We start from the raw sequence: 24,824 nt of genomic DNA, 5'->3' as shown, positions 1-24,824 counted from the left end.
CCGAGGCGGCGGAGGTCAGATTTCCTCAACCTCCATCACCCCGTCGAGCGAGCGGATCGCGCCCTTGATCTGCGGTGTCACCGGGAACTCGCGCCCCAGATCGACTTCGACCTCACCGGGCAGGCTTGGATCCATCAGGCAGAACTGCACCGGCCCCTTGCCCGCCGCCTTCACTGCCTGACGCGCGCCGTCGAGCACATCGGCCACCGATTGAATGGCCCCCGGCCCGTCGATAAAAACGCGCAACCCCATGCTGCCCGCATCCGCCACCGCCGCGTCGATCGGGCCGATGCCGCGTGCCAAAAGCTTAAGCTGGTCGCTTTCCATCGTGGCCTCCACGGTGACGACGACCTTGGAGCCGACCTCCAGATGATCGCGCGAGGCTTCGAGCACGTCGGAGAAGATCGTCACCTCGTAGCCGCCCGTGGGGTCCGAGAGTTGCGCAAAGGCAAAGCGGTTGCCCCGCGCCGACTTGCGCTCCTGACGGCCCGCCACGACGCCCGCGAGCCGCGCGTTCATCGCGCCGCGGGTGCTGACCTTCTCGTTGAGCTCATCAAGCGTGAGGAAAGGCAGACCGGTCTCCCGCGCCCATTTGCGCTTCAGAGGCGGCATGTAGTCGTCCAGCGGATGGCCCGAGAGGTAGAAGCCCACGGCCTTGAACTCCTCGGCCAGACGCTCCGCCGACTGCCAGTCGTCGCAGGGCAGCATCCGCGGCTCGGGCAGGTCGTCGCCCGCCTCCCCGAAGAGCGAGACCTGATTGCTGGCCTTCTGTTCGTGAATCGCCGCCGAATAGCTCACCAACCCGTCGAGCGATTGGAACACCCGCCGCCGGTTGCTGTCGAGCTGGTCGAACGCGCCAGAGCGCACCAGCATCTCCAAGGGACGTTTGCCCACACGTTTCAGGTCCACCCGACGGGCGAGGTCAAAGAGCGTAGCAAAGGGCTTGTCCACACCATCCACCTTGCGCCCCTCGGTCACCAGCCGCATCGCCTCCAGCCCGACGTTCTTCAGCGCGCCCAGCGCATAGACAAGCGCGCCGTCGACCACTTTGAAAGTGGCATCAGAGCGGTTCACGCAGGGCGGCACCCAAGGCAGTTCGAGATGTTTGCGCACCTCTTCGAAATAGATCGCCAGCTTGTCGGTGAGGTGGATATCGCAGTTCATCACCCCGGCCATGAACTCCACGGGGTGGTTCGCCTTCAGCCATGCGGTCTGGTAGCTGACCACCGCATAGGCCGCGGCGTGGGACTTGTTGAAGCCGTAGTTGGCGAATTTCTCCAAAAGGTCGAAGACCTCCGCCGCCTTCTTCTTGTCGACGCCATTGGCCATCGCGCCTTTTTCGAACTTGGGGCGTTCCTTGGCCATCTCCTCGGCGATCTTCTTACCCATCGCACGGCGCAACAGGTCAGCGCCACCGAGCGAGTAGCCCGCCATGACCTGCGCGATCTGCATCACCTGTTCTTGGTAAACGATGATGCCTTGGGTTTCTTCGAGGATGTAGTCGATGCTGGGATGCACCGATTCAAGCTCGCGCTTGCCGTTCTTGACCTCGCAATAGACCGGGATGTTCTCCATCGGGCCAGGACGATAGAGCGCCACGAGGGCGACGATGTCCTCGATACAGGTGGGCTTCATGCGCTTGAGCGCATCCATCATGCCGCTCGATTCCACCTGAAAGACCGCGACGGTCTTGGCGCTGGAATAAAGATCGTAGGTCGCCTTGTCGTCGAGCGGGATGGTGGCGACGTCGTCGACATGGCCCTCGGGCGGCTCGTAGATCTGGCGCCCGTCCGCGGCGATATGCAGATGCCGCCCGCCCGCCTTGATCTGGTCGAGCGCGTTCTGGATGACGGTGAGGGTCTTCAGGCCGAGAAAGTCGAATTTCACCAGCCCGGCCTGTTCGACCCATTTCATGTTGAACTGCGTCGCCGGCATGTCCGATCGCGGGTCCTGGTAGAGCGGCACCAGCTGATCCAGCGGCCGGTCGCCGATCACCACGCCCGCAGCGTGGGTCGAGGCGTTGCGCAAAAGCCCCTCGACCTGCTGGCCGTAGGTCAGCAGGCGATCCACAACCTCTTCGTTCTTGGCCTCCTCGCGCAGGCGCGGTTCATCCGCCAAGGCTTTCTCGATGGAGACGGGTTTCACCCCCTCCACCGGAATCATCTTGGACAGCCGGTCGACCTGCCCGTAGGGCATCTGCAACACGCGCCCGATGTCGCGCACGGCCGCTTTCGACAAAAGCGCACCAAAGGTGATGATCTGGCCCACCTTGTCGCGGCCATATTTCTCCTGCACGTAGCGGATCACCTCCTCACGGCGGTCCATGCAGAAGTCGATGTCGAAGTCGGGCATCGAGACCCGTTCGGGGTTGAGGAAGCGTTCGAACAGCAGCGAATAGCGCAATGGATCGAGGTCGGTGATGGTCAGCGCATAGGCCACCAGCGAACCCGCACCCGAGCCCCGCCCCGGGCCGACGGGAATGTTGTTATCCTTAGCCCATTGGATGAAGTCGGCAACGATCAGAAAATAGCCGGGGAAGCCCATGCCCTCGATGATGCCAAGCTCGAAATCGAGGCGTTTTTGGTATTCCTCCACGCTTACCGCGTGGGGGATCACCGCCAGACGCGCCTGCAGCCCCTCGTTGGCCATGCGGCGCAGCTCGGCGACCTCGTCGTCGGCGAACTTCGGCAAGATCGGGTCGCGGCGATAGGCCATGAAGGCGCAGCGCTTGGCGATCTCGACGGTGTTGCTCAGCGCCTCGGGCAGGTCGGCAAAGAGGGTCGCCATCTCGGCCTGCGACTTGAAGTAATGCTGCGCGGTCAGACGGCGGCGCGGCTGGCTCTGGTCGACATAGGCGCCTTCGGCGATGCAGATCAGCGCGTCATGCGCCTCGTACATGTCGGGCTTGGGGAAATAGACGTCGTTGGTCGCGACCAGCGGAATGTCCATGGCATAGGCCATCTCGACAAAGCCGCGCTCGGTCAGACGCTCGGCCTCGGGCTGGCCGCCGTCCTCCGGATGGCGCTGCAACTCGACGTAAAGCCGTTCGCCGAAGGCGCGGTGCAGCCGCGCCATCAATGCTTCCGCCGCCGGGCGCTGACCGCCCTGCAACAGCATCCCCACCGGCCCCGAAGGGCCGCCGGTGAGACAGATGAGATCGGCGCTCAGCGCCTCGAGTTCCGCCAGCGTCACCTCCGCCGCTGCCCCGCCCTTGTCGAGGTAGAGGCAGGAGTTCAGCTTCATCAGGTTCTCGTAGCCCAATTCGCTCTGCGCCAGCAGCACCACCGGCGCGGGCGGGCGCGGTTTCTCGCCCGGCTGCACCTCGACATAGGCCACATCGACCTGACAACCGATAATCGGCTGCACGCCCGCCCCGGCCATGGCGACAGAGAACTCGAGCGCGGCGAACATGTTGTTGGTATCGGTCAGCGCCAGCGCGGGCATTTCCGCGTCACGGCACATGCCGGGCAGCTTTTTCAGCCGCAGCGCGCCCTCCAGCAAGGAATACTCGGAATGGCTGCGCAGGTGAATGAATCGCGGAGCATTTGACATGGGCGCAAACTATGCCAGCCACCTGCCCGGCGCCAGCGCCGGATGCGGCGGTGCTGCATTTTTCGCCCAAGGTATTTTTTCTTGCCAAAACGCCCCCCGCCCCGCTAGCCTGACCTCTACCTCGCCCGCGCCCGGTTCTACGCCGCATCGAACCCCGCGCATGTTAACGGGCCACTTTGTACCGCGGCGGATGAGAACCAATGGACATCACTTTTCTTCTCAATGGAGAAGTCGTGTCACTCTCCAACGTGTCCCCGACCACCACCCTGCTTGACTGGCTGCGCGAAGAGCGCGGCCTGACCGGCACCAAGGAAGGCTGCAACGAGGGCGACTGCGGAGCCTGTTCGGTGATGATCACCGACGAGAGCGGTCACCGCGCGCTGAACGGCTGCATCCTGTTCCTGCCGCAGATCAACGGCAAGGCCGTCACCACGGTCGAAGGCATGGCGAGCACCGATGGCGCGCTGCACCCGGTGCAGGAGACGATGGTCGAACACCACGGCAGCCAATGCGGTTTCTGCACGCCGGGTTTCGTGGTTTCCATGGCCACGGCGCATCTCAACGGGGCGCGGAACCATGACGTGCAACTTGCGGGCAACCTCTGCCGCTGCACGGGCTACGCGCCGATCATCCGCGCGGCGGAGGCCGCCGAGGACAAGCCCGTGCCGGAGCATCTGCTGGGCCTCAGATCGAAGCTCAAGCAGGACATCCCCGCCCCTGCCAAGGCCGAGGGCGCGCCCCATGTGCAGCCCGAGAGCAGTGACGAGCTGGCCGCGTGGTACCTCGACCACCCCGAAGCGACGCTGATCGCCGGGGCGACGGACGTGGGGCTCTGGGTGACGAAGGGTTTCCGCGATCTTGGCCCCGTCGCCTTCCTCAACCGCTGCGCCGATCTGCGCGGCATTACGGAGGATGAGACCGGCCTGCGCATCGGGGCGATGACGACCCTGACCGAGGTGGAGGCAAAGCTTTCCCCGCTGTTTCCCAGCTTGGGCGTGATGCTGCGGCGCTACGGCTCGACGCAGGTGCGCAACGCGGCGACGCTGGGCGGCAATATCGCCAACGGCTCGCCCATCGGCGACGGCCCGCCCGCGCTCATTGCGCTTGGTGCCACCCTGCACCTGCGCCGTGGCGATGCGCGCCGCGAACTGCCGCTGGAGGACTTCTTCCTCGACTACGGCAAGCAGGACCGCGCGCCGGGCGAATTTGTCGAAGCCATCACCGTGCCGCGCCAGCACGACACGCTGCGCTGCTACAAGCTGTCCAAACGTTTTGATCAGGACATCTCCGCGGTCTGCGGCTGCATCTCGATCACCGGCAATGGCTCTGAAATCCTCACCGCCCGCGTGGCCTTCGGCGGCATGGCCGCCACCCCGAAACGCGCCGCCGCGGCGGAGGCCGCCCTTGTCGGCCAGCCATGGAACGAAGAGACCATCCGCAAGGCGATGGAGGCGATGACGCAGGACTTCACCCCGCTTTCGGACATGCGCGCCTCCGCCGCCTACCGGATGCAGGCGGCGCAGAACATGCTGCTACGCTATTTCCACGACGCCAATGGCACCCCCACCAATCTGCTGGAGGTCTCGGCATGAGCGTTGCAAAGCCCCTTCCCCATGACGCCGCGAAGCTGCATGTCACCGGCGCCGCGCGTTATGTTGACGACATCCCCACCCCGCGCGGCACGCTGCATCTAGCCTTTGGCCTAAGCCCCGTCGCGGCGGGTGCGTTGACCGGGCTCGACCTCTCCGCCGTGCGCGAGGCTCCCGGCGTCGTCGCGGTGCTGACCGCCGATGACCTCGCGCATGACTGCGACACCTCGCCCTCGAACCATGACGAGCCGCTTCTGGCGACCGATCAGGTGCATTACGCGGGCCAGCCGCTCTATCTGGTGGTGGCCACCAGCCACCTCGCCGCGCGCCGGGCGGCCCAGCTGGGCAAGCCGCAGATCACCCCGCGCGATCCGATCCTGACGGTCGAACAGGCGCTCGCGGCCAACAGCCGTTTCGAGGATGGCCCCCGGATTTACCAGAAGGGCGATGCCGAGGCCGCGCTCTCGAAAGCCAGCCGCCGCCTCTCGGGCCAGATCGAGATGGGCGGGCAGGAGCATTTCTACCTCGAAGGTCAGGCCGCTATGGCGCTGCCGCAGGACAATGGCGACATGCTGGTGCATTCCTCGACCCAGCACCCGACCGAAATTCAGCATAAAGTAGCCCATGCCATTGGCCGTCCGATGCATGCCGTCCGGGTCGAAACCCGACGCATGGGCGGCGGTTTCGGCGGCAAGGAAAGCCAGGGCAACGCGCTGGCGGTGGCCTGTTCGGTCGCCGCGGCAATGACCGGCAAGCCCTGCAAGATGCACTATGACCGCGATGACGACATGATCATCACCGGCAAGCGGCATGACTTTCGTGTCGCGTATGACGTGGGCTTTGACGAGACGGGCCGCATCACCGCGCTGGACGTGACCCATTACACCCGCTGTGGGTGGTCGATGGACCTCAGCCTGCCGGTCGCCGACCGCGCCATGCTGCATGCCGACAACGCCTATCACTTGCGCGACATCCGCATCACCTCGCATCGTTTGCGGACCAATACCGCCAGCGCCACGGCGTTTCGCGGCTTCGGCGGCCCGCAGGGGATCGTCGGCATCGAACGGGTGATGGACCATATCGCGCATGAGCTGGGCCTCGATCCGCTCGCCGTGCGTCGCGCCAACTACTACAGCGACAACGCCCACCGACCGACCGAGGTGGAAAACACCGGCACCGCGATCGACAACCGCACCCCGCCGGATGCCGAGGCCGATCTGTCGTCACGCGGCGCGCCCCCTGCGCCCGGCGCGCAACCGTCGATCCCGGCCACGCCATCCGATGTGCAGACCACACCCTACCAGCAGCCGGTGACCGACTGCATCGTCAACGCGCTGACCGACCGGCTGGTCGAGAGCTGCGATTACGAGGCGCGCCGCGCCGCCATCGCCGAGTGGAACGCCGCAAACCCGCTAATGAAACGCGGCATTGCCATCACGCCGGTGAAATTCGGCATCTCCTTCACGCTCACCCACCTCAATCAGGCGGGCGCGCTGGTGCATGTCTACCAAGACGGCTCGATTCACCTGAACCACGGCGGCACCGAGATGGGGCAAGGGCTGTTCCAGAAGGTGGCGCAGGTCGCCGCCGCGCGCTTCGGCGTCTCGCCCGAGGTGGTCAAGATCACCGCCACGGATACCGCGAAGGTGCCCAATACTTCGGCCACGGCAGCCTCTTCGGGTTCGGACCTCAACGGCATGGCGGCGCAGAACGCCTGCGACACGATCCGCGACCGCATGGCCGCGCATCTGGCCGAACGCTACCAGACCACCCCCGATCAGGTGGTATTCGCCGAAGGCATGGTGCGCATCGCCGGGGAGGAGATTACCTTCGCCGCCGCCGCCGCCTCGGCCTATGAGAACCGCGTGAGCCTTTCCGCCACTGGCTACTACAAGACGCCCGAGATCGAATGGGACCGGATCGCCGGACGCGGGCGACCGTTCTACTATTTCGCCTATGGCGCGGCCTGCACCGAGGTGGTGATCGACACGCTGACCGGCGAAAACCGCATCCTGCGCACCGATATCCTGCATGACGCCGGGGCCTCGCTGAACCCCGCGCTCGACATCGGCCAGATCGAGGGCGGCTACGTGCAGGGCGCGGGCTGGCTCACGACCGAGGAACTAGTCTGGGACGAGAGTGGCACCCTGCGCACCCATGCGCCCTCGACCTACAAGATCCCCGCCTGTTCGGACCGCCCGCCAGTCTTCAACGTGGCGCTCTGGGACCAGCCGAACCCGGCGCAAACGGTCTACCGCTCCAAGGCCGTGGGCGAGCCGCCCTTCATGCTGGGCATCTCGGCCTTCATGGCGCTGTCGGATGCGGTGGCGGCCTGCGGCCCGCATTACGGCGACCTGCAAGCCCCGGCCACCGCCGAGGCCGTGCTCGCCGCCGTTGGACGGGCGCGGAAATGACCGCGATCTTCATCGAGGTCACCGCCACGCGCGGATCGGCCCCGCGGGATGCGGGCACGGCGATGAAGGTCACGTCTGATGCAATCGCGGGCACCATCGGCGGCGGCGCGCTTGAGCATCAGGCCATCGCGCACGCCCGCCAGATGCTGGCCGAGGGGCGGTGCGAAGACAGCCAGACCCTGCCGCTCGGCCCCGGTTTGGGCCAATGCTGCGGCGGCGCGGTCAGCCTGCGCTACACCACGACGCCGCGCCCGCTGGACGCGGCCACCCCCCTGCCCCTTCCGGATGTGCAAAGCGGCGTGCCGCTCTGGCTCTGGGGCGCGGGGCATGTGGGCCGGGCGGTGGTGGCGGCCTGCCCGCCCCGGGCCTTCGATCTGACATGGATCGACAGCGCCCGCGATCGTTTCCCCGACCAGATCCCGCCCCATGTCACCGTCACCCCCGCCGCCGACATGCCGCGGTTGGCCGCCCATGCGCCGCGCGAGGCGCACCACCTGATCTTCACCTATTCCCATGAAATCGACCTCGCACTCTGTGCCGCGCTGCTCAAACGCGGCGCTGCGAGCGTCGGCTTGATCGGCTCTGACACAAAAAAGTCACGGTTTTCCCGCCGCTTGCGTGACATGGGGTTGGATCCCTCTGGCATCACCTGTCCAATTGGCGATAAATCGCTGGGCAAGCTGCCTGCGCAAATTGCCCATGGCGCGCTGATCGCCCTCATCGCCCGGACCCAGACAAAGGTTTCCGCATGACTGTTTCACTTCTCGACCTCACCGGGTTGACCAAGGCCTACCCCGGCGTCGTCGCGAACGATGACGTTTCCCTGCGGATCGCCCCGGGCGAGGTTCACGCCCTGCTGGGCGAGAACGGCGCGGGCAAATCCACTTTGGTCAAAATGATCTACGGGCTGGTCAAACCAGACGCGGGCCAGATGCGGATGCGGGGCGAGAGCTTTGCCCCCACCGACCCCCATGCGGCGCGGCAGGCGGGCGTGGGCATGGTGTTTCAACATTTCTCGCTTTTCGATGCGCTCAGCGTGGCGGAAAACATTGCCCTCGGCATGGAAAACCCGCCGCGAATGCGCGAGCTGAGCCAGCAGATCCGCGATGTTTCGGACACCTATGGCCTGCCGCTTGCGCCGGACCGCACCGTCGGTGACCTTTCGGCGGGGGAGCGTCAGCGGGTTGAGATCATCCGCTGCCTGCTGCAAGAGCCGAAACTGCTGATCATGGACGAGCCGACCTCGGTCCTCACGCCGCAAGAGGTTGAAATCCTGTTCAAGACCCTGCGCAAACTCAGCGCCGAAGGCACTGCGATCCTCTATATCTCCCACAAGCTCGAAGAGATCCGCAGCCTGTGCGACAGCGCCACGATCCTGCGCTTGGGCAAGGTCGTCGGCCATTGCACCCCGCGTGAGACTTCGGCCCGCGACATGGCCGAGATGATGGTGGGCTCCGCGCTGAAAACGCCCACCCGCGACAGCAAGGAACCGGGCGAAGTGGCGCTGACGCTGAACAACCTCTCGGCCCGGTCGGCCCATGCCTTTGGCATGCCGCTGCGGGATATTTCCGTCGAGGTGCGGCGCGGGGAGGTGCTGGGCATCGGCGGCGTCGCGGGCAACGGGCAGGACGAATTGCTCAACGCGCTCTCGGGCGAAACACTGGTCGGCGCGGGCATGATCACCTTTGACGGGCGCGACATTGGCCTGCTCGGCCCCACCGCCCGCCGCGCGCTTGGCGTCCTGACCGCCCCCGAAGAGCGGCTGGGCCATGCCGCCGTGCCGGACATGTCGCTGACGGAAAACGCCATGCTGACCGGGGCCGCCCGTGAGGGGCTGGAGCGCGGCGGCATGCTCGACTGGGGCAAGGCGCGCAGCTTTGCCGAGAAGATCATCAAGACCTTCGACGTGCGCACCCCCGGCCCCGCCAATGCCGCGCGCTCGCTCTCAGGCGGCAACCTGCAGAAATTCGTCATCGGGCGCGAGGTGCTGCAACGGCCCGAGCTTTTGGTGGTGAACCAGCCCACATGGGGGGTTGATGCCTCTGCCGCCGCCGCGATCCGGCAGGCGCTTTTGGATCTCGCCTCGGGCGGAACCGCCGTGATCGTCATCAGCCAAGACCTTGATGAGCTGATGGAGATTTCCGACAATTTCGCCGCCCTGAACGAAGGCCGCCTGTCGCCCTCTCGCCCCGCGCAGGGGCTGACCGTCGAAGAGATCGGCCTGATGATGGGCGGCGCACATGGTATGGAGGTCGCGCATGTCTAAGCCGAGCCTCTCATCTTTCACTCTGACCATTGGGGGTGATCTGTGATCCGCCTTGAAAAGCGTCCGCAGCCCAGCCGGGCCCTCTCGCTGTCGACACCGATCATGGCGGTGCTGGCCACTTTCATCTTCGGCGGGCTTTTGTTCGCGGCCTTGGGCAAAGACCCGATCGAGGCGCTGCAAACGATCTTTTGGCAACCCCTGTTTGGCGATTACGCCTTTTACTACCGCCCCCAACTGCTGATCAAAGGCGCACCCTTGGTGCTGATCGCCATCGGCCTCAGCCTTGGGTTCAAGGCGGGCATCTGGAACATCGGGGCCGAGGGACAGTACATCATGGGCGCCCTCTTTGGCGCGGGCGTGGGGCTGGCTTTCTACCCGCTTGAGGCGTGGTATATCTTCCCGCTGATGGTCCTCGCCGGGGCGCTCGGCGGATGGCTCTGGGCGATGATCCCGGCCCTACTCAAGGTGCGTTTCGGCACCAACGAGATTCTCGTCTCGCTGATGCTGGTCTATGTGGCGGAACAATTCCTTGCCTCCATGTCACTCGGATTGCTGAAAAACCCCGAAGGCTACGGCTTTCCCGGCTCGCGCAACCTGCAACAATACGCTTCTGCCCATAACGCCGAACTCTTCGCAGGCTCTGGGATGCACTGGGGCGTGGTCGCAGCACTGATCGCGGTGATCTTTGCCTATGTCTTGCTGGCGCGGCACCGGCTTGGCTTTGCCATCCGCGTCACCGGAGAGGCGCCGCGCGCGGCGCGTTTCTCGGGCGTGAACCCGGCGCGGCTGGTGCTGTTTTGCCTCGGCACCTCTGGCCTGCTTGCCGGTCTTGCGGGCATGTTCGAGGTCGCTGGCCCCTCAGGGCAGGTCACCATCGACTTCAACGTGGGCTATGGTTTCACCGCCATCATCGTGGCCTTCCTTGGCCGGTTGCACCCGATTGGCATCCTGCTCGCCGGGGCGCTGATGGCGCTCACCTACATCGGCGGGGACATCGCGCAGTCCAACCTTGGCCTGCCCGCCGCCGCCATTCAGGTGTTCCAAGGCATGCTCTTGTTCTTCCTGCTCGCGCTGGACGTTTTCACTCATTACCGGCTGCGCTTTGGCGCGGCGGAGGCTGCCTGATGGATCTTTCCGCAATCAACCCGCTCTTGTTCGTCGCCGGTTTCCTCGTGGCCGCGACGCCGCTGATCTTCGCCGCCATCGGCGAATTGGTGGTCGAGAAATCCGGCGTTCTGAACCTCGGCGTCGAAGGCATGATGATCACCGGCGCGATCTGCGGCTTTGCCACGGCGGTCGAGACCGGTTCGCCGCTTTTGGGCTTCGCCGCCGCCGCCGCGGGCGGTGCCGTGCTCAGCCTGCTCTTCGCCTTCCTGACCCAAGTGGCGCTGGCCAATCAGGTGGCCTCGGGCCTGTCGCTCACGCTCTTCGGTCTCGGCCTCTCGGCCCTGATCGGGCAGAGCTACGTCGGGATCAAGCCGCCGCGGCTGGGTGACATCGACTTCGGCCCGCTGGCCGATATCCCCGTTATTGGGCCGATCCTCTTCACCCATGACATCATCCTCTACCTCGGCATCGCGCTGGTCGCCGGGGTCTGGGCGGTGCTGAAATTCACCCGCGCGGGCCTGATCCTGCGCGCTGTAGGAGAGAGCCACGACGCAGCCCATGCGCTCGGCTACAAGGTCAAGCGCATCCGCACCGCGGCGATCCTCTTTGGCGGCGCCTGCGCGGGCCTGGGCGGGGCCTACATCAGCCTCATTCGCGTGCCGCAATGGACCGAAGGGATGACCGCCGGGATCGGCTGGATCGCCCTCGCCCTCGTCGTCTTCGCCTCATGGAAGCCATGGCGCGCCCTCTTGGGTGCCTATCTTTTCGGCGGCATCACCCAGTTGCAGTTGAACTTGCAAGGCGCGGGCGTTGCCATTCCGGTAGAGTATCTGGCAATGTCGCCGTATATCATCACCATCATCGTTCTGGTGGTGCTGTCGGCGGACAAAAGCGCCGCGCCGGCCTCGCTGGGCCGTACCTTCCACGCCTCGAACTAGGGGCATCACGTCACGCGGCATCGCCCGCACATCAAGCCCCGGCAAAGGGGCACGCAAACAGGGGAAACCTCATGAAACTAACCACCCTTATGACCAGCGCGGCCCTTGCGCTCGGCCTTGCTTCGGGCGCTGTGGCCCAAGACAAGACCAAGGTCGGCTTTGTCTTTGTCGGCCCCGTGGGCGACGGCGGCTGGACCTATGAGCATAACGAAGGCCGTTTGGCCGTCGAAGAAGAGTTCGGCGACAAGGTCGAAACCGTCTTCGTCGAAAGCGTCGCCGAGGGCCCCGATTCCGAACGTGTGATGACGCAGATGGCGCTCGACGGTGCCGACCTGATCTTCACCACCTCCTTTGGCTACATGGACCCCACCATCAATGTCGCCAAGAAATTCCCCGATGTGAAATTCGAGCACGCCACCGGCTACAAACGCGCCGACAACGTCTCGACCTATTCCGCGCGCTTCTACGAAGGCCGCGCCATTCAGGGCCACATCGCGGGCTCCATGACCGAGAGCAACATCATCGGCTACATCGGCTCCTTCCCGATCCCGGAAGTGATCCGCGGCATCAACTCCGCCTATCTCCACGCCAAGAAGGTAAACCCCGACGTTCAGTTCAAAATCGTCTGGGCCTACACGTGGTTTGACCCGGCCAAGGAAGCCGACGCCGCCAAGGTGCTGATCGAACAGGGCGCCGACGTGGTGCTGCAACACACCGATTCCACGGCACCCCAAGCGGCTGCACAGGAAGCGGGCAACGTGATCACCTTTGGCCAAGCCTCCGACATGGCGCAATATGCACCCAAGCCGCGCGTGTCCTCGATCATCGACAACTGGGCGCCCTATTACATCGACCGCGTCAAAGCGGTGATGGACGGCACATGGGAAAGCCAAGACACATGGGACGGCATCGGGCCGGGCATGGTCGGCATTGGTGAGATCACCGACGCCGTGCCCGCAGATGTGAAAGCCGAAGCGCTGGAACTGAAAGAGAAAATTGCATCGGGCGAGTACCACCCCTTCACCGGTCCGATCAACAAACAGGACGGTTCCGCATGGCTGGCCGAAGGCGAGACCGCAGATGACGGCACGCTGGCGGGCATGAACTTCTATGTCGAAGGCATCGAAGGCACCATTCCTGAGTAAGCCGCACTGGCTGACCGACGACAGGGGCGCACGGGCAACCGCGCGCCCCTTTTTCGTCGCCGCACCGGTCGGGGCCCCATGCGTGCGGTCCCCAAGCGCGCCGCCGCCTGCCCCTGCGTAAACCCATTGCGCGCGGGCAGCGCACATGCCACCAATCTGGCATGATACAGATGCTCACCAGCCTTGATGGCACCCCCGCCAGCCGCCTCGCCTTCGGCACCATGCAGTTCGGCGGGCGCGCCGATGCGGCAGCCTCCCGCGCGATGTTCGACGCCTGTATCGAGGCCGGGATCACCCATTTCGACACGGCCCATGTCTATACCGACGGGGCGTCAGAGCGGCTGTTGGGCCAGTTCGTCCAAGACCGCCGCGAAAGCCTGATCGTCGCCACCAAAGCCGCCTATACCGGGGGCGCGGGCCGGGCCAATATCCTCGCCTCTGCCGAGACATCCCGCCAGCGGATGCAGCTTGATACGCTCGATGTGCTCTACCTCCACCGCTTCGATCCCGGCACCCCGCTGACCGAAAGCTTCGCCGCGCTGGCCGACCTGCAAAAACAGGGCCATATCCGCCAAGTGGGCCTGTCGAACTTCGCCGCATGGCAGGTCGTAAAAGCCGCCCATATCGCCGCCGACTTCGGGCTTGAGATCGCGGTGATCCAACCGATGTACAACCTCGTCAAACGTCAGGCCGAGGTCGAGATCCTCCCCATGGCCGACGATCTCGACATCTTGGTCGCCCCCTACTCACCGCTGGGCGGCGGCTTGCTGACCGGGAAATACGCCACAGGCGGCACCGGTCGCCTCAGCGAGGATGACCGCTATGCCGCCCGCTACGGGCAAGAGGTGATGCACGGCGCCGCTGCCGGACTGGCCGCCCTCGCGCGCGATCTCGGCACCCATCCCGCAACCCTCGCCGTCGCATGGGCCGCATCGCATCCTACGAAGCCGACGCCGATCATCTCGGCCCGCTCCTTGGCCCAACTAGAGCCGTCGCTCGCCGCGCTAACCTACCTAATGACGCCGCAGACCTACGCCGCCATCTCGGCCCTGTCGCCGACACCGCCCCCGGCCACCGACCGGCTGGAAGAGCAGGCATGAGCCGCCTACCCTCCAACGCCAGCGTCGCCGAAGACGCAGGCGGCGACCGGCTCTTCGCCCCCGCTGCCGCGCGCAATCTCGACGCGCTTTGCGACCTGCTGGCCGCCCATGCCCCGCCCCGGGGCCGTGCACTGGAAATCGCCAGCGGCACCGGCCAGCATGTCGTGGGCTTCGCCAAACGCTTGCCGGGCCTTAGATGGCAACCCAGCGACATCGACACCGCCCGCCGCGCCAGCATCAACGCCTATGCAGCCGAGGCCGCCTTGCCCAATATCGCCCCCGCCCTGCCGCTCGACGCGACCGCGCCCGGCTGGGCGGGCGACCACGGCCCCTTCGACCTGATCATGCTGGCCAATCTGCTGCATCTGATCTCGCCCCCCGCCACCCGGTGCCTGATCGATGAGACCGCCGCAGCCCTCGCCCCCGGCGGCACGCTGATCCTCTACGGCCCGTTCAAACGCGACGGCCAAACCACCTCCCCCGGCGATACCCGCTTTGACGCACAACTGCGCGCCGCCGACCCCGCGATCGGCTATAAGGACAATACCGAGATGGCCCGCTGGCTCAGCGATGCAGCCCTCAGCCCGATCGACGAAGTGGACATGCCCGCCAACAACCTCGCCTTCATCGCCAGAAAGCCCAGCCCATGATCCTCCGCCGCGCCCTGATCCTCTCGCTCCTCGGCCTCGCCGCCTGCGGCTCCCCCGGCAGCCCGCCCCCGGCCCCGCCCGGCGTGCTCTTCCCCGCCGCCTTCGGCGACAGCGATCCGGTGAGTTTCAATGGCCACACCCCCGCCGCCTACCCCGTGCACGGCATCGACGTGGCCCGTTTCCAAAACGATATCGACTGGAACACCGCCCGCCGCGCCGGAGTGAACTTCGCCTTCATCAAGGCCACCGAAGGCGGCGACCTCAAAGACATCAACTTCGACAGCCACTGGCAAGGCGCGGGCCAAGCCGCCGTGAAACGCGGCGCCTATCATTTCTACTATTTCTGCACCGCGCCCGAAGATCAGGCCCGCTGGTTCATCCGCAACGTGCCCAAGACAGGCGGTATGCTGCCCCCAGTGCTCGATATGGAATGGAACCCCTTCTCCCCCACCTGCGCCCATGTCCGCCCGCCCGCCGCCGACGTCCGCGATCAAATGCGCCGCTGGCTGCGCGTGGTGGAAGCGCATTACGGCCAACGCCCCATCATCTACACCACACCCAAATTCTACCGCGAGAACGACCTTGGCCGCTTCCGGGGATACGACTTCTGGCTGCGCACCACCGCCAAAACCCCGGCCGAGGCCTACCCCGGCCAAGCTTGGCGCTTCTGGCAATACAGCGCCACGGGCATCGTCCCCGGCATCGGCGGCGACGTGGACCTCAACGCCTTCTCAGGCAGCCGCGCCGAGTGGCAAAACTGGGTCGCCACCCGCGCCCTGCGCTAAACCTAAAGGGGGGAGCGCCCCTTCCCTCCTTCATCCTTTCCCAAATACCTCTGCACAACGTCCACCCCAGACGCCACGCCACCCTTCACCCCCGCGCATAATACCGCGCCACAACGAACAGCCCGCCCACCAACAAAAGCGGCAACAAGAATATCCGAAATACATGCACCCCGACCACCGTCAAAAGCGCGCCGATCAACTCATCCGCGCGGCTCCAAAGGTTGCTGGCAAGCTGCCGATACTCCGTCAAACCCGGTTCTTCCTCACCCAAAGCCTCGCTGCCGCCAACATGGGCGGTGATCTCCTCGATCACCTCCATGTTCCGCAGATAGACCCCTTCGGTGAGCGTCCCCGCCAGCGGCTCAGACACAACCAAGGCAAGCGGAAGCGCCAGCCCCAAAAACCCGCCATACCACGCCAACCGCCGGGGCAGCCCGGCATGACCGCGCTTGCTCAAAGCCCAAACCGCCAGCGCGACAGACAACAGCCCCAACCCGATCGCACTCACCGGACCAAGCGCCACGGCGATCACCCCCGTGGCCACCATGACACCGAAAACCAGCCCCGCGATCCGCTCCACCGTGTCGTCAATCGGCTCCAACACCTTTAGTGGCCGCGCCGAGCCGGAGGCGATGAAGGACAGCCCCACCTCGATCTCCTGCGCGGTGGAGAGAAAGGCGTTCAACGTGCGCAGCGTGACATAGGAGGCCGCCGCCGTGGTCGCCACATCCGCGGCATAGCCCTGCGCCGCGCCGACCACGGGATTGTCGCGCAGCAGCGCCGCCGTCAGCGCCAATACGCAAAAGAGTGCAAGCAGCCCGCGCCGGATCAACCGTCCACCCGGATGCGCTGGTTCTTCGGATCATAGGGGCTGTCTTCGACCACCTCGGCCTCCCACAGTTGATCAAGCATCTTTACCTTCAGCCTCGTGCCTACCACCGCATCCTCGGGTTTGACATAGCCCATGCCGATGCTCTTGCCGAAGGCCACGGAATAGCCCCCAGAGGTCAGCCGCCCGGTCCGGGTCTCGCCATTGTAAAGCACCTCACGGCCCCAAGGGTCGGCATCCTCCGGCCCGTCGATCAGCACGGTCACGCATTTCGCGCGGATGCCGTGATCGACCATCGCCTGCTTCCCGTGAAACTCTTTGTTCAGGTCCACGAAGCGCGGCAAATCCGCTTCCAAAGGCGTCGCATCCCGGCCCAACTCATGCCCAAAGGCGCGATAGCTCTTTTCCTGCCTCAGCCAGTTCTGCGCCCGCGCGCCGACCAGCTTCATCCCATGCGGCTTGCCGGCCTTCTCCAACTGGTCGAACAGATGGTTCTGCATCTCGATCGGATGATGCAACTCCCAGCCGAGCTCCCCGGTATAGGCCACCCGGATCGCGCGCACCGGCACCATGCCCAACTCGATGTCGCGCATGGTGAGCCACGGGAACCGCTTGTTGCCCAACACCGTCTCCGGCGCCGCATCCCGCACCAAAGCACCCAAAACATCGCGTGACTTCGGCCCGGCAATCGCGAAAACACCCCACTGCGTGGTCACGTCATGGCACTCAATATAGCCGACCTCGGGCATCTTATCGGCAATCGCCTTGCGCAGATAATCGCTGTCATAGGCCGTCCACGCCCCCGCCGAGACAAGGTAATATTCGTCCTGCGCCAAACGCACGATGGTATATTCCGTCCGCGTCGTTCCCGCCCCGGTCAAGGCATAAGTCAGGTTGATCCGCCCCACCGAAGGCAGCTTGTTGCAGGTAAACCAATCCAGAAACGCCGTTGCCCCCGGCCCGCGGACCAGATGTTTGGTAAAGGCCGTGGCATCAATCAGACCCACACCCTCACGGATGGCTTTCGCCTCTTCCACCGCATATTGCCACCAGCCCCCGCGCCGGAACGAGCGGCTGTCATGATCGCTAAACCCCTCCGGCGTGAAATAATTCGGTCGCTCCCAACCATTCACCTGCCCGAATTGCGCCCCCCGCGCCGCCTGCCGGTCATAGGCGGGCGAGGTGCGCAGCGGACGGCACGCGGGCCGCTCCTCGTCAGGATGGTGCAGGATATAAACGTGGTCGTAGGCTTCCTCATTCTTGCGCGCGGCATATTCCGTGGTCATCCAATCGCCGTAGCGTTTGGGATCGAGGCTCGCCATATCGATCTCGGCCTCGCCCTCCACCATCATCTGCGCCAGATAATAGCCGGTGCCGCCCGCCGCCGTGATCCCAAAGGAAAACCCTTCCGCCAGCCACATATTGCGCAGTCCCGGCGCTGGCCCCACCAAGGGGTTGCCATCGGGCGTGTAGCAAATCGGCCCGTTGAAATCATCCTTCAGCCCGCAATCCTCGGCCGAGGGAATACGGTGGTTCATCGCCATATATTGCTCTTCGATCCGCTCAAGATCGAGCTGAAACAGATCGGCCCGGAAACTATCCGGCACGCCATATTCAAACCGCGCCGGCGCGCCCTTCTCATAGACCCCAAGGATCCAGCCACCACGCTCTTCGCGCACATAGCTCTGCGCATCGGCATCGCGGATCACCGGATGCTCCCCATTGCCCGCCGCCCGGTAATCGACCAAGGCCGGATCGCGGTCCATGACGATGAACTGATGCTCCACGGGAATCGCTGGCATCTTGATGCCCAGCATCCGCGCCGTGCGCTGCGCATGGTTGCCGCTCGCGGTCACCACATGTTCCGCCGTGATGACGATCTGCTCGTCCGACGGGACAAGGTTGCCGCCCTTCTCGACCATCTTGGTGCAGGTCACTTCCCAATGCGTCCCATTCCAATGGAACCCATCCGCCTGCCACTTGCGCTCGATCGCCACACCACGCTGCCGCGCGCCCTTGGCCATCGCCATCGTCACATCGGCGGGGTTAATATAGCCATCAGTCTGATGATAAAGCGCCCCCTTCAAATCCGATGTCTCGATCAGGGGCCACTTCGCCTTGATCTCATCGGGGGTTAACCATTGATAGGGCACACCACAGGTTTCGGCGGTAGAGGCATAGAGCATATACTCATCCATCCGCGCATCCGTCTGGGCCATACGCAGATTGCCCACCACGGCAAAGCCCGCGTTCAACCCCGTCTCCGCCTCCAGCGTCTTATAAAACTCGACCGAATATTGATGAATATGGGTCGTCGCATAAGACATGTTGAACAAGGGCAAAAGCCCCGCCGCATGCCAAGTCGAGCCAGAGGTCAACTCGTCCCGCTCCAAGAGCATCACATCATCCCAACCGGCCTTCGCCAGATGATAGGCGATCGACGTGCCAACCGCCCCGCCCCCGACAACCAATGCTTTGACTTGCGTTTTCATCTGCCAATCCCCCTGCGCTAGGCCCACTCCCGTTGTACGCAGCAGCACCACGCCCCGCAGGCAACAGCCGACCCAACATCGCCAAAAACCGACCTCACCCGCTCCCCCAAAGCGCCACCTCAGCCCCAGCGCGCCCCCTCACCTTCATCCTTTCTCAAATACCCTGCACCACCTCTCCTGCCGCACAACATCAAGGCAGAACACACCGCCCCCCCACCTTCATCCTTTCCCAAATACCCTGCACGACCCCTCCCGCCGCACAACATCAGGGAAAAACACCCAACTCACCCCGGCAAAATCTTCCCCGGGTTCAAAATATTCTGCGGATCCAGCGCCGCCTTTAGGGTCGCCATCACATCCACCGCAGCCCCCAATTCCTTGCGCAGATAGGGCCGCTTGCCCTGCCCGATCCCATGTTCGCCGGTGCAGGTCCCATCCATCGAAATCGCCAGTTCCGCCAACCAGCTGACGAAAGCCTCGCCGCGCGCGACTTCTTCGGGGTCGTCCATGTCGATCAACAAAGACGCATGGAAATTCCCGTCCCCCGCGTGGCCCACGATGGGGGCGATCAACTGCAACTCTTCCGCCCGCGCTTGGGCCGCCACCACGGCATCGGCGAGGCGCGAGATCGGCACGCAGACATCGGTGGCCACCGCCTTGCAGCCCGGTCTCAGCGCCAGCACCGCCCAATAGCCGTCATGGCGGGCCTGCCATAGCTTGCTGCGTTCTTCGGGGGTCGTCGTCGCCGCATAGCCGCTGCCGCCGAACTCTTCCGAGAGCATGCCAAAGGTCTCGGCCTGTTCCACCACGCCCGCCTCGGAGCCGTGGAATTCCAGCAGCAAAAGCGGCGTTTCGGGCAGGGTCAGCTTGGAATAGGCGTTCACGGCCTTGACCACATCGGCGTCCAGAAGCTCGATCCGCGCCACCGGCAGGCCGTATTGGATGACCGCCATCACGGTCTCGCAGGCGGCCTGTACCGTCGGGAAGGAACAGCGGGCCGAGGACATCGCCTCGGGGATGCCTTGCAGGCGCAGGGTGATCTCGGTGATGATCCCAAGCGTCCCTTCCGAGCCCACGAAAAGCCGCGTCAGATCGTAGCCCGCCGAAGATTTCCGCGCACGCCCGCCGGTGCGGATCACCCGGCCATCAGCCAGAACCACCTCAAGGCTCAGAACGTTGTCCTTCATCGTTCCATAGCGCACCGCATTGGTGCCGCTGGCCCGCGTCGCGGTCATCCCCCCGAGCGACGCATTGGCGCCGGGGTCGATCGGAAAGAACAGCCCCTGATCGCGCAGATGGGTGTTGAGCGCCTCGCGGGTCACGCCGGGCTGCACCCGGCAATCCAGATCACCCGCATTGACCTCAAGCACGCGGTCCATCTGCATGACATCGATGCAAATCCCGCCCGCCGGGGCGTTCACATGCCCTTCGAGAGAGGTGCCCGTGCCGAAGGGGATCACCGGCACCCGATGGGCGGCGCAGATACGCACCGCCTGCGCCACCTCTTCGGTCGAGCGCGCCATGACCACCGCGTCGGGCGCCTGCGTGTCGATCCATGTGGTGGTGTGGCCGTGCTGTTCGCGAATGGCTTGGCCGGTCAGCAGATTGTCCCCGAAGGCTTGTTGCAACTCATCCAGCGCGGCGGCGATCCCCACCTCATTTCGCGGCAAATCTGCGATTTTCGTCACGTTCTATCTCCCAATAGCATCCTCACGCCGCAAAATCTTGCGGCGGCATCTTTGTAAATTAATCACACGAAAGGTCCGCGTCGCCGCAGCCGTCCGTGGGTCAGAGCATGGAGGGCACGACCTGATCCGGCGGGCGGTGGCCGTCGTCGAAGGTCTTGATGTTGATCAGGACTTTCTCACCCATCTCAATCCGCCCTTCCAATGTGGCAGAGCCCATATGCGGCAGCAGCACGACGTTCTTTAGCTCGCGCAGGCGCGGATTGATCTCGCGACCATGTTCATAGACGTCCAGCCCCGCGCCCTTGATATCGCCAGATCGCAGCATCCGCGTCAGCGCGTTCTCGTCGATCACCTCCCCTCGGGAAGTGTTCACGATCACCGCGTCGGGCTTCATCAGACCCAAGCGGCGCGCGTTCATCAGATGAAAGGTGCTGGGGGTATGGGGGCAGTTGATGCTGATCACGTCCATCCGGCTGACCATCTGATCAAGGCTCTCCCAATAGGTGGCCTCTAGCTCGCCCTCGATCTCTTCGCGCAGGCGTTTGCGGTTGTGGTAATGCACTTGCATGCCAAAGGCCCGCGCCCGGCGCGCCACGGCCTGACCGATGCGGCCCATGCCCAGAATGCCCAGACGGCGCCCGCCTACGCGGCCCCCCAAGAGCGCCGTGGGCGCCCAGCCGTCCCAATTGCCCGATTGCATCACCGCCATGCCCTCGGGCATGCGGCGGGTCACGGCAAGGATCAGCGCCATGGTCATATCGGCAGTATCGTCGGTCAGCACGCCGGGGGTGTTCGACACCAGCACGCCGCGCTGGCGCGCGGTGGCCACATCAATGTGATCGACCCCGGCCCCGTAGTTGGCGATCAGCTTGAGCCGTTCGCCCGCTTGGGTGATTAGCGGCGCGTCGATCTCATCGGTGATGGTGGGCACCAGCACATCGGCCTGACGCATCGCCGCGCCCAATTCCTCGCGGGTCATCGGCCTGTCATCTTCGCGCAGGGTCACGTCAAACAGCTCTGACAGCCGTGTTTCCACGGCCTCTGGCAACCGTCGCGTCACTACAACACTCAACCGCTTCTTTGACATGCCTGCTCTCCCGGTCTTGGCGTCGCCTCGTTTCGCGGGCATGGTGTCTCATGCAGCGACGAGGCACAAGAACTCGCGCCGGAAAAAGAGCAACAATAACCCGCAGATTTGCACAGCACCGACCCACAGCAGTGAACCGCATAGCAGGCAATTCCATGATAACCGCTTTCTTTCGCAGCGCCCTGATGGTGGGCGCGCTGCTTTTGGCACAGCCGACCTCCGGCTTTGCAGAAGAGGCGCGTGGTCAGGTCACGAACCTGCCCCTGCCCCGTTTCGTTTCGATGAAAGCCTCCGAAGGCAACGTGCGCCGCGGCCCGTCGCTATCGCACCGGATCGACTGGGTCTACAAACGCCGCGACCTGCCACTGAGGATCACCGCCGAACATGGCCACTGGCGCCGGGTCGAAGACCGCGACGGTATGGGCGGCTGGGTCCACTACTCGCTTTTGTCCGGCACCCGCACGGTGCTGGTCGAACAGGACATGCTGCAACTGCGCATCAATCCCGACCCCAAAGCCGCCGTGGTGGCACGGTTGGAACTCGGCGTGGTGGCCCGTCTGGGCGAATGCACGCTGGAATGGTGCGAGCTGCGCTCGGGCGGCTTTACAGGCTGGGCGCCTAAGGTGCGGCTCTGGGGTGTTGGCCCCAAGGAGCTGCGCGAGTAACGCCCGCCCTCGCCACCGCAATTGCATGATCCCGGCGCATGCGCCACTCTGCCCGCGAAATTCAAGCCGGAGAGAGCGCCATGCAAGCCATCACCTATGACCAATTCGGAGCCGCAGCCGACGTGCTGCGCCTGTCGGAGGTCGACAGCCCCGCCCCGCAAGCCGGAGAGGTCTGCGTCGCGCTCAGCCATTCGGGCGTGAACCCGTCGGACGTGAAGGCCCGCGCAGGCACCCGCCCCGGCGTCAGCAAACCGCCCTTCCCGCAGGTCATCCCCCATAGCGACGGCGCGGGAGAGATCGTCGCCGTGGGCGCGGGCGTTGATGCGAGCCGCGTGGGCCAGAAGGTCTGGATCTGGAACGGCCAGTGGCAACGCGGCTTTGGCACGGCGGCCCAGCAGATCACCCTGCCCGCGCATCAAGCCGTGCCCCTGCCCGATGGCGTCTCGTCCGAGGTCGGCGCGCAGCTTGGCATTCCGGGGCTGACCGCCTGCCACGCCGTCTTTGGCGGCGGCGGGGTGGCCGGGGAAACCGTGCTGATCCAAGGCGGGGCAGGCACGGTGGGCTATCTTGCCGTGCAACTGGCCAAATGGGGCGGGGCCAAGGTGATCGCCACCTGTAGCCCCCGCGACAACGATCTGCTGCGCGATGCAGGCGCCGATGCCGTGTTCAACTACGCCGACCCCGATCTCGCCGCCGCCGTGCTCGATGCCAATGGCGGCAAGCCGGTCGACACCATCGTCGAGACGGAGTTCGGCCTGAACATCACCACCGACACCGAGGTCATCGCGCCCAATGGCCGCATCGCCGCCTATGGCTCGGCGGCGGAAATGTCGCCGGTGCTGCCCTTCTATCCGCTGCTGTTCAAAGCGGTCACCATCGACATCATCTTGATCTACCTGCTGCCCGCAGGCCCGCGCGAACAGGCAATCAACCGGTTGCACCACGCGTTGGAGGACGGCGCCCTGCGCTGCCCCGTCGACACGGTCCTGCCGCTTTCTGAGGCCGCCCGCGCCCATGAGTTGGTCGAGGCCGGACAGCGCAGCGGGGCGGTGCTGCTCGATTGTCAGGGGTAACGCGCTAATTGGCCAAGCCACCGCCCCCCTCGCCCGGGGGCGGTGGCCCATCCCGCTGACGGAGTTCCCCCATGCGCCTCACCGCCGCCCTGCCCCGCCTGTTCCTCTGCCTGCTGCTGAGCTGCGCGCTGCCCCTCACCCCGGCCTTTGCGCAGACCAGCGACCAGCCCGAGGGCACCATCGCCGTCGAAGGCGACGCCACGGAGGACGCCGCCATCGCCAAGCGCATCCGCGCCATCCTGCGCGAGCTTGAGGGGTTCGAGAAGGTCCGCGTCTCTGTCGCCTCCGGCATCGTCACGCTGACCGGCACCACGCTCGACACCGCCAGCGCCGCGCGGCTGAACGATTTGGCGGGCCGTGTCGAAGGGGTGGTGGCGATCCGCAACGAGGTGCGCGAAAGCACCGATGTGGCCGAGCGCCTTAACCCCGCCGTGGCGCGTTTTCGCGACCGGATGGCGCAGGCCGTGGCCTTCCTCCCGCTGGCCTTGGTGGCGCTTGGGGTCTTTGGCCTGATCGTCGTCGCCGGGCTGGCGCTGGCGCGGCTGCGCAACCCGTGGGATCGGCTCGCCCCCAACGCGTTCATCGCTGACATTTACCGCCAGATCATCCGGCTGGCCTTTGTCATCGCCGCACTGGTGGTGGCGCTGGATATCCTCGGCGCCACGGCGCTGCTCTCGGGCATCCTTGGCGCGGCGGGGATCGTCGGCCTCGCCATCGGTTTCGCGGTGCGCGACACGGTCGAGAATTTCATCGCCTCTATTATGCTGTCGATCCGCCAGCCCTTTCGCCCTAACGACACGGTCGAGATCGACGGCGACACCGGCAAGGTGATCCGCCTGACGAGCCGTGCCACGATCCTGCTGACCTTTGACGGCAACCACCTGCGCATCCCCAATGCCACCGTTTTTAAAAGCCGGATCACCAACTATTCACGCAACGCTGAGCGGCGGTTCATCTTTACCCTCTCGGTCGCCAGCGACGCCGATCTGGCCCGCGCGCGTGATTTGGCGCTGGAGGTGCTGAACGGTTTGCCCTTCGTTCTGTCCAGCCCCGAAGCCGCCGCTTGGGTGGACGAGGTCGCCGATCACTGGATCAACATGCAATTCGCCGCTTGGATCAATCAAGAAAGCACCGATCTGCTCGCCGCCCGCAGCGAAGCGATTCGCCTGACCCTCTCAGCTTTCGATGCGGCGGGCCTCACCGCGGGGCCACCAGCCTATCAGCTGATCTCTCAAAGCGAATCGCCCTCCGACGCGCCCATCGATTCGCCGCAAACGGCAGCCGCACCCACGAATCCCGCCGCTGTTCAGCCCGTCGAGCCCCAAACCGAGCGGGAATTGACCCGCATCGTCGCGCAGGAACGTGCCGAATTGCCCAGCAAAGACCTGCTCTCTGTTGATGCCGCCGAAGAATAGGCTAATTTCTTTAAAACGGGTCTTGCACC

18 protein-coding genes are annotated in these 24,824 nt (G+C 65.0%); 13 read left to right on the top strand and 5 right to left on the bottom strand.

Annotation, left to right across the window (positions count from 1 at the left end):
- Positions 1 to 15: 15 nt before the first annotated feature.
- Positions 16 to 3,552 carry a DNA polymerase III subunit alpha gene (gene dnaE / locus ACGYLD_RS10765; protein ID WP_271692191.1) on the bottom strand — a complete coding sequence of 1,179 codons (3,537 nt, stop codon included), beginning with the start codon at positions 3,550 to 3,552 and terminating at the stop codon, positions 16 to 18.
- A 200-nt stretch (positions 3,553 to 3,752) separates the two neighbouring features.
- Between dnaE and xdhA the strand changes: the two genes are divergently transcribed.
- From xdhA to ACGYLD_RS10715, 10 genes are all read left to right on the top strand, one after another.
- The gene (gene xdhA / locus ACGYLD_RS10760; protein WP_271692192.1) at positions 3,753 to 5,144 is read left to right on the top strand and encodes a xanthine dehydrogenase small subunit; all 1,392 of its coding nucleotides are present in this window, start codon (positions 3,753 to 3,755) and stop codon (positions 5,142 to 5,144) included.
- Entirely contained in the window at positions 5,141 to 7,555 is a 2,415-nt protein-coding gene (gene xdhB, locus ACGYLD_RS10755; protein ID WP_271692193.1) for a xanthine dehydrogenase molybdopterin binding subunit, read from the top strand. Before xdhA ends, xdhB begins: the two co-directional genes overlap by 4 nt.
- Entirely contained in the window at positions 7,552 to 8,307 is a 756-nt protein-coding gene (gene xdhC, locus ACGYLD_RS10750; protein WP_271692194.1) for a xanthine dehydrogenase accessory protein XdhC, read from the top strand. The genes xdhB and xdhC overlap by 4 nt, the downstream gene beginning before the upstream one ends.
- Entirely contained in the window at positions 8,304 to 9,821 is a 1,518-nt protein-coding gene (locus ACGYLD_RS10745; protein WP_271692195.1) for an ABC transporter ATP-binding protein, read from the top strand. Before xdhC ends, ACGYLD_RS10745 begins: the two co-directional genes overlap by 4 nt.
- Before the next feature lie 42 nt (positions 9,822 to 9,863).
- Positions 9,864 to 10,946: an ABC transporter permease gene (locus ACGYLD_RS10740; protein ID WP_209217190.1), complete on the top strand. Its 1,083-nt coding sequence runs from the start codon at positions 9,864 to 9,866 to the stop codon at positions 10,944 to 10,946.
- Positions 10,946 to 11,866 carry an ABC transporter permease gene (locus tag ACGYLD_RS10735; protein WP_067935773.1) on the top strand — a complete coding sequence of 307 codons (921 nt, stop codon included), beginning with the start codon at positions 10,946 to 10,948 and terminating at the stop codon, positions 11,864 to 11,866. The genes ACGYLD_RS10740 and ACGYLD_RS10735 overlap by 1 nt, the downstream gene beginning before the upstream one ends.
- A gap of 71 nt (positions 11,867 to 11,937) precedes the next feature.
- Positions 11,938 to 13,011 carry a BMP family ABC transporter substrate-binding protein gene (locus ACGYLD_RS10730; protein WP_209217188.1) on the top strand — a complete coding sequence of 358 codons (1,074 nt, stop codon included), beginning with the start codon at positions 11,938 to 11,940 and terminating at the stop codon, positions 13,009 to 13,011.
- Between the two features lie 161 nt (positions 13,012 to 13,172).
- A complete protein-coding gene (locus ACGYLD_RS10725; protein WP_271692196.1) occupies positions 13,173 to 14,111 on the top strand; it encodes an aldo/keto reductase in 939 nt (312 codons plus the stop codon).
- The gene (locus ACGYLD_RS10720) at positions 14,108 to 14,761 is read left to right on the top strand and encodes a DUF938 domain-containing protein (RefSeq protein WP_271692197.1); all 654 of its coding nucleotides are present in this window, start codon (positions 14,108 to 14,110) and stop codon (positions 14,759 to 14,761) included. Before ACGYLD_RS10725 ends, ACGYLD_RS10720 begins: the two co-directional genes overlap by 4 nt.
- The gene (locus tag ACGYLD_RS10715) at positions 14,758 to 15,546 is read left to right on the top strand and encodes a GH25 family lysozyme (RefSeq protein WP_271692198.1); all 789 of its coding nucleotides are present in this window, start codon (positions 14,758 to 14,760) and stop codon (positions 15,544 to 15,546) included. Before ACGYLD_RS10720 ends, ACGYLD_RS10715 begins: the two co-directional genes overlap by 4 nt.
- Positions 15,547 to 15,631: 85 nt before the next feature.
- Here the strand turns inward: ACGYLD_RS10715 and ACGYLD_RS10710 are convergent, their stop codons facing one another.
- The 4 genes from ACGYLD_RS10710 to ACGYLD_RS10695 all read right to left on the bottom strand — a co-directional run bounded on the left by ACGYLD_RS10710 (position 15,632) and on the right by ACGYLD_RS10695 (position 21,642).
- Positions 15,632 to 16,342: a hypothetical protein gene (locus ACGYLD_RS10710; protein WP_394402516.1), complete on the bottom strand. Its 711-nt coding sequence runs from the start codon at positions 16,340 to 16,342 to the stop codon at positions 15,632 to 15,634.
- A 32-nt stretch (positions 16,343 to 16,374) separates the two neighbouring features.
- Positions 16,375 to 18,867, bottom strand: coding sequence for an FAD-dependent oxidoreductase (locus tag ACGYLD_RS10705; RefSeq protein WP_271692201.1), 2,493 nt, complete (start codon positions 18,865 to 18,867; stop codon positions 16,375 to 16,377).
- A gap of 284 nt (positions 18,868 to 19,151) precedes the next feature.
- The gene (locus tag ACGYLD_RS10700; protein WP_271692202.1) at positions 19,152 to 20,555 is read right to left on the bottom strand and encodes an FAD-binding oxidoreductase; all 1,404 of its coding nucleotides are present in this window, start codon (positions 20,553 to 20,555) and stop codon (positions 19,152 to 19,154) included.
- 100 nt (positions 20,556 to 20,655) lie between these two features.
- Positions 20,656 to 21,642, bottom strand: coding sequence for a D-glycerate dehydrogenase (locus tag ACGYLD_RS10695; RefSeq protein WP_067262987.1), 987 nt, complete (start codon positions 21,640 to 21,642; stop codon positions 20,656 to 20,658).
- Positions 21,643 to 21,797: 155 nt separating this feature from the next.
- Here ACGYLD_RS10695 and ACGYLD_RS10690 point away from each other — a divergent pair, with 155 nt between their 5' ends.
- From ACGYLD_RS10690 to ACGYLD_RS10680, 3 genes are all read left to right on the top strand, one after another.
- Positions 21,798 to 22,307 carry an SH3 domain-containing protein gene (locus ACGYLD_RS10690; RefSeq protein ID WP_394402513.1) on the top strand — a complete coding sequence of 170 codons (510 nt, stop codon included), beginning with the start codon at positions 21,798 to 21,800 and terminating at the stop codon, positions 22,305 to 22,307.
- Between the two features lie 80 nt (positions 22,308 to 22,387).
- Complete coding sequence (locus ACGYLD_RS10685) at positions 22,388 to 23,380, top strand: NADPH:quinone reductase (RefSeq protein ID WP_276154107.1); 993 nt, start codon at positions 22,388 to 22,390, stop codon at positions 23,378 to 23,380.
- 71 nt (positions 23,381 to 23,451) lie between these two features.
- Positions 23,452 to 24,795, top strand: coding sequence for a mechanosensitive ion channel family protein (locus ACGYLD_RS10680; protein WP_271692203.1), 1,344 nt, complete (start codon positions 23,452 to 23,454; stop codon positions 24,793 to 24,795).
- Positions 24,796 to 24,824: the final 29 nt, after the last annotated feature.

The organism is Sulfitobacter sp. 1A12056, from assembly GCF_043558125.1.
GTDB classification, from domain to species: Bacteria; Pseudomonadota; Alphaproteobacteria; order Rhodobacterales; family Rhodobacteraceae; genus Sulfitobacter; species Sulfitobacter faviae.
The sequence above is the reverse complement of the archived record's forward strand: the minus strand, read 5'-3'. Positions and strand labels throughout refer to the sequence as shown.

Bases quoted from the DNA above. Each gene is read 5' to 3' on its own strand.
- dnaE (WP_271692191.1), bottom strand. From the start codon at position 3,552: ATGTCAAATGCTCCGCGATTCATTCACCTGCGCAGCCATTCCGAGTAT.
- xdhA (WP_271692192.1), top strand. From the start codon at position 3,753: ATGGACATCACTTTTCTTCTCAATGGAGAAGTCGTGTCACTCTCCAAC.
- xdhB (WP_271692193.1), top strand. From the start codon at position 5,141: ATGAGCGTTGCAAAGCCCCTTCCCCATGACGCCGCGAAGCTGCATGTC.
- xdhC (WP_271692194.1), top strand. From the start codon at position 7,552: ATGACCGCGATCTTCATCGAGGTCACCGCCACGCGCGGATCGGCCCCG.
- ACGYLD_RS10745 (WP_271692195.1), top strand. From the start codon at position 8,304: ATGACTGTTTCACTTCTCGACCTCACCGGGTTGACCAAGGCCTACCCC.
- ACGYLD_RS10735 (WP_067935773.1), top strand. From the start codon at position 10,946: ATGGATCTTTCCGCAATCAACCCGCTCTTGTTCGTCGCCGGTTTCCTC.
- ACGYLD_RS10730 (WP_209217188.1), top strand. From the start codon at position 11,938: ATGAAACTAACCACCCTTATGACCAGCGCGGCCCTTGCGCTCGGCCTT.
- ACGYLD_RS10725 (WP_271692196.1), top strand. From the start codon at position 13,173: ATGATACAGATGCTCACCAGCCTTGATGGCACCCCCGCCAGCCGCCTC.
- ACGYLD_RS10720 (WP_271692197.1), top strand. From the start codon at position 14,108: ATGAGCCGCCTACCCTCCAACGCCAGCGTCGCCGAAGACGCAGGCGGC.
- ACGYLD_RS10715 (WP_271692198.1), top strand. From the start codon at position 14,758: ATGATCCTCCGCCGCGCCCTGATCCTCTCGCTCCTCGGCCTCGCCGCC.
- ACGYLD_RS10705 (WP_271692201.1), bottom strand. From the start codon at position 18,867: ATGAAAACGCAAGTCAAAGCATTGGTTGTCGGGGGCGGGGCGGTTGGC.
- ACGYLD_RS10695 (WP_067262987.1), bottom strand. From the start codon at position 21,642: ATGTCAAAGAAGCGGTTGAGTGTTGTAGTGACGCGACGGTTGCCAGAG.
- ACGYLD_RS10690 (WP_394402513.1), top strand. From the start codon at position 21,798: ATGATAACCGCTTTCTTTCGCAGCGCCCTGATGGTGGGCGCGCTGCTT.
- ACGYLD_RS10685 (WP_276154107.1), top strand. From the start codon at position 22,388: ATGCAAGCCATCACCTATGACCAATTCGGAGCCGCAGCCGACGTGCTG.
- ACGYLD_RS10680 (WP_271692203.1), top strand. From the start codon at position 23,452: ATGCGCCTCACCGCCGCCCTGCCCCGCCTGTTCCTCTGCCTGCTGCTG.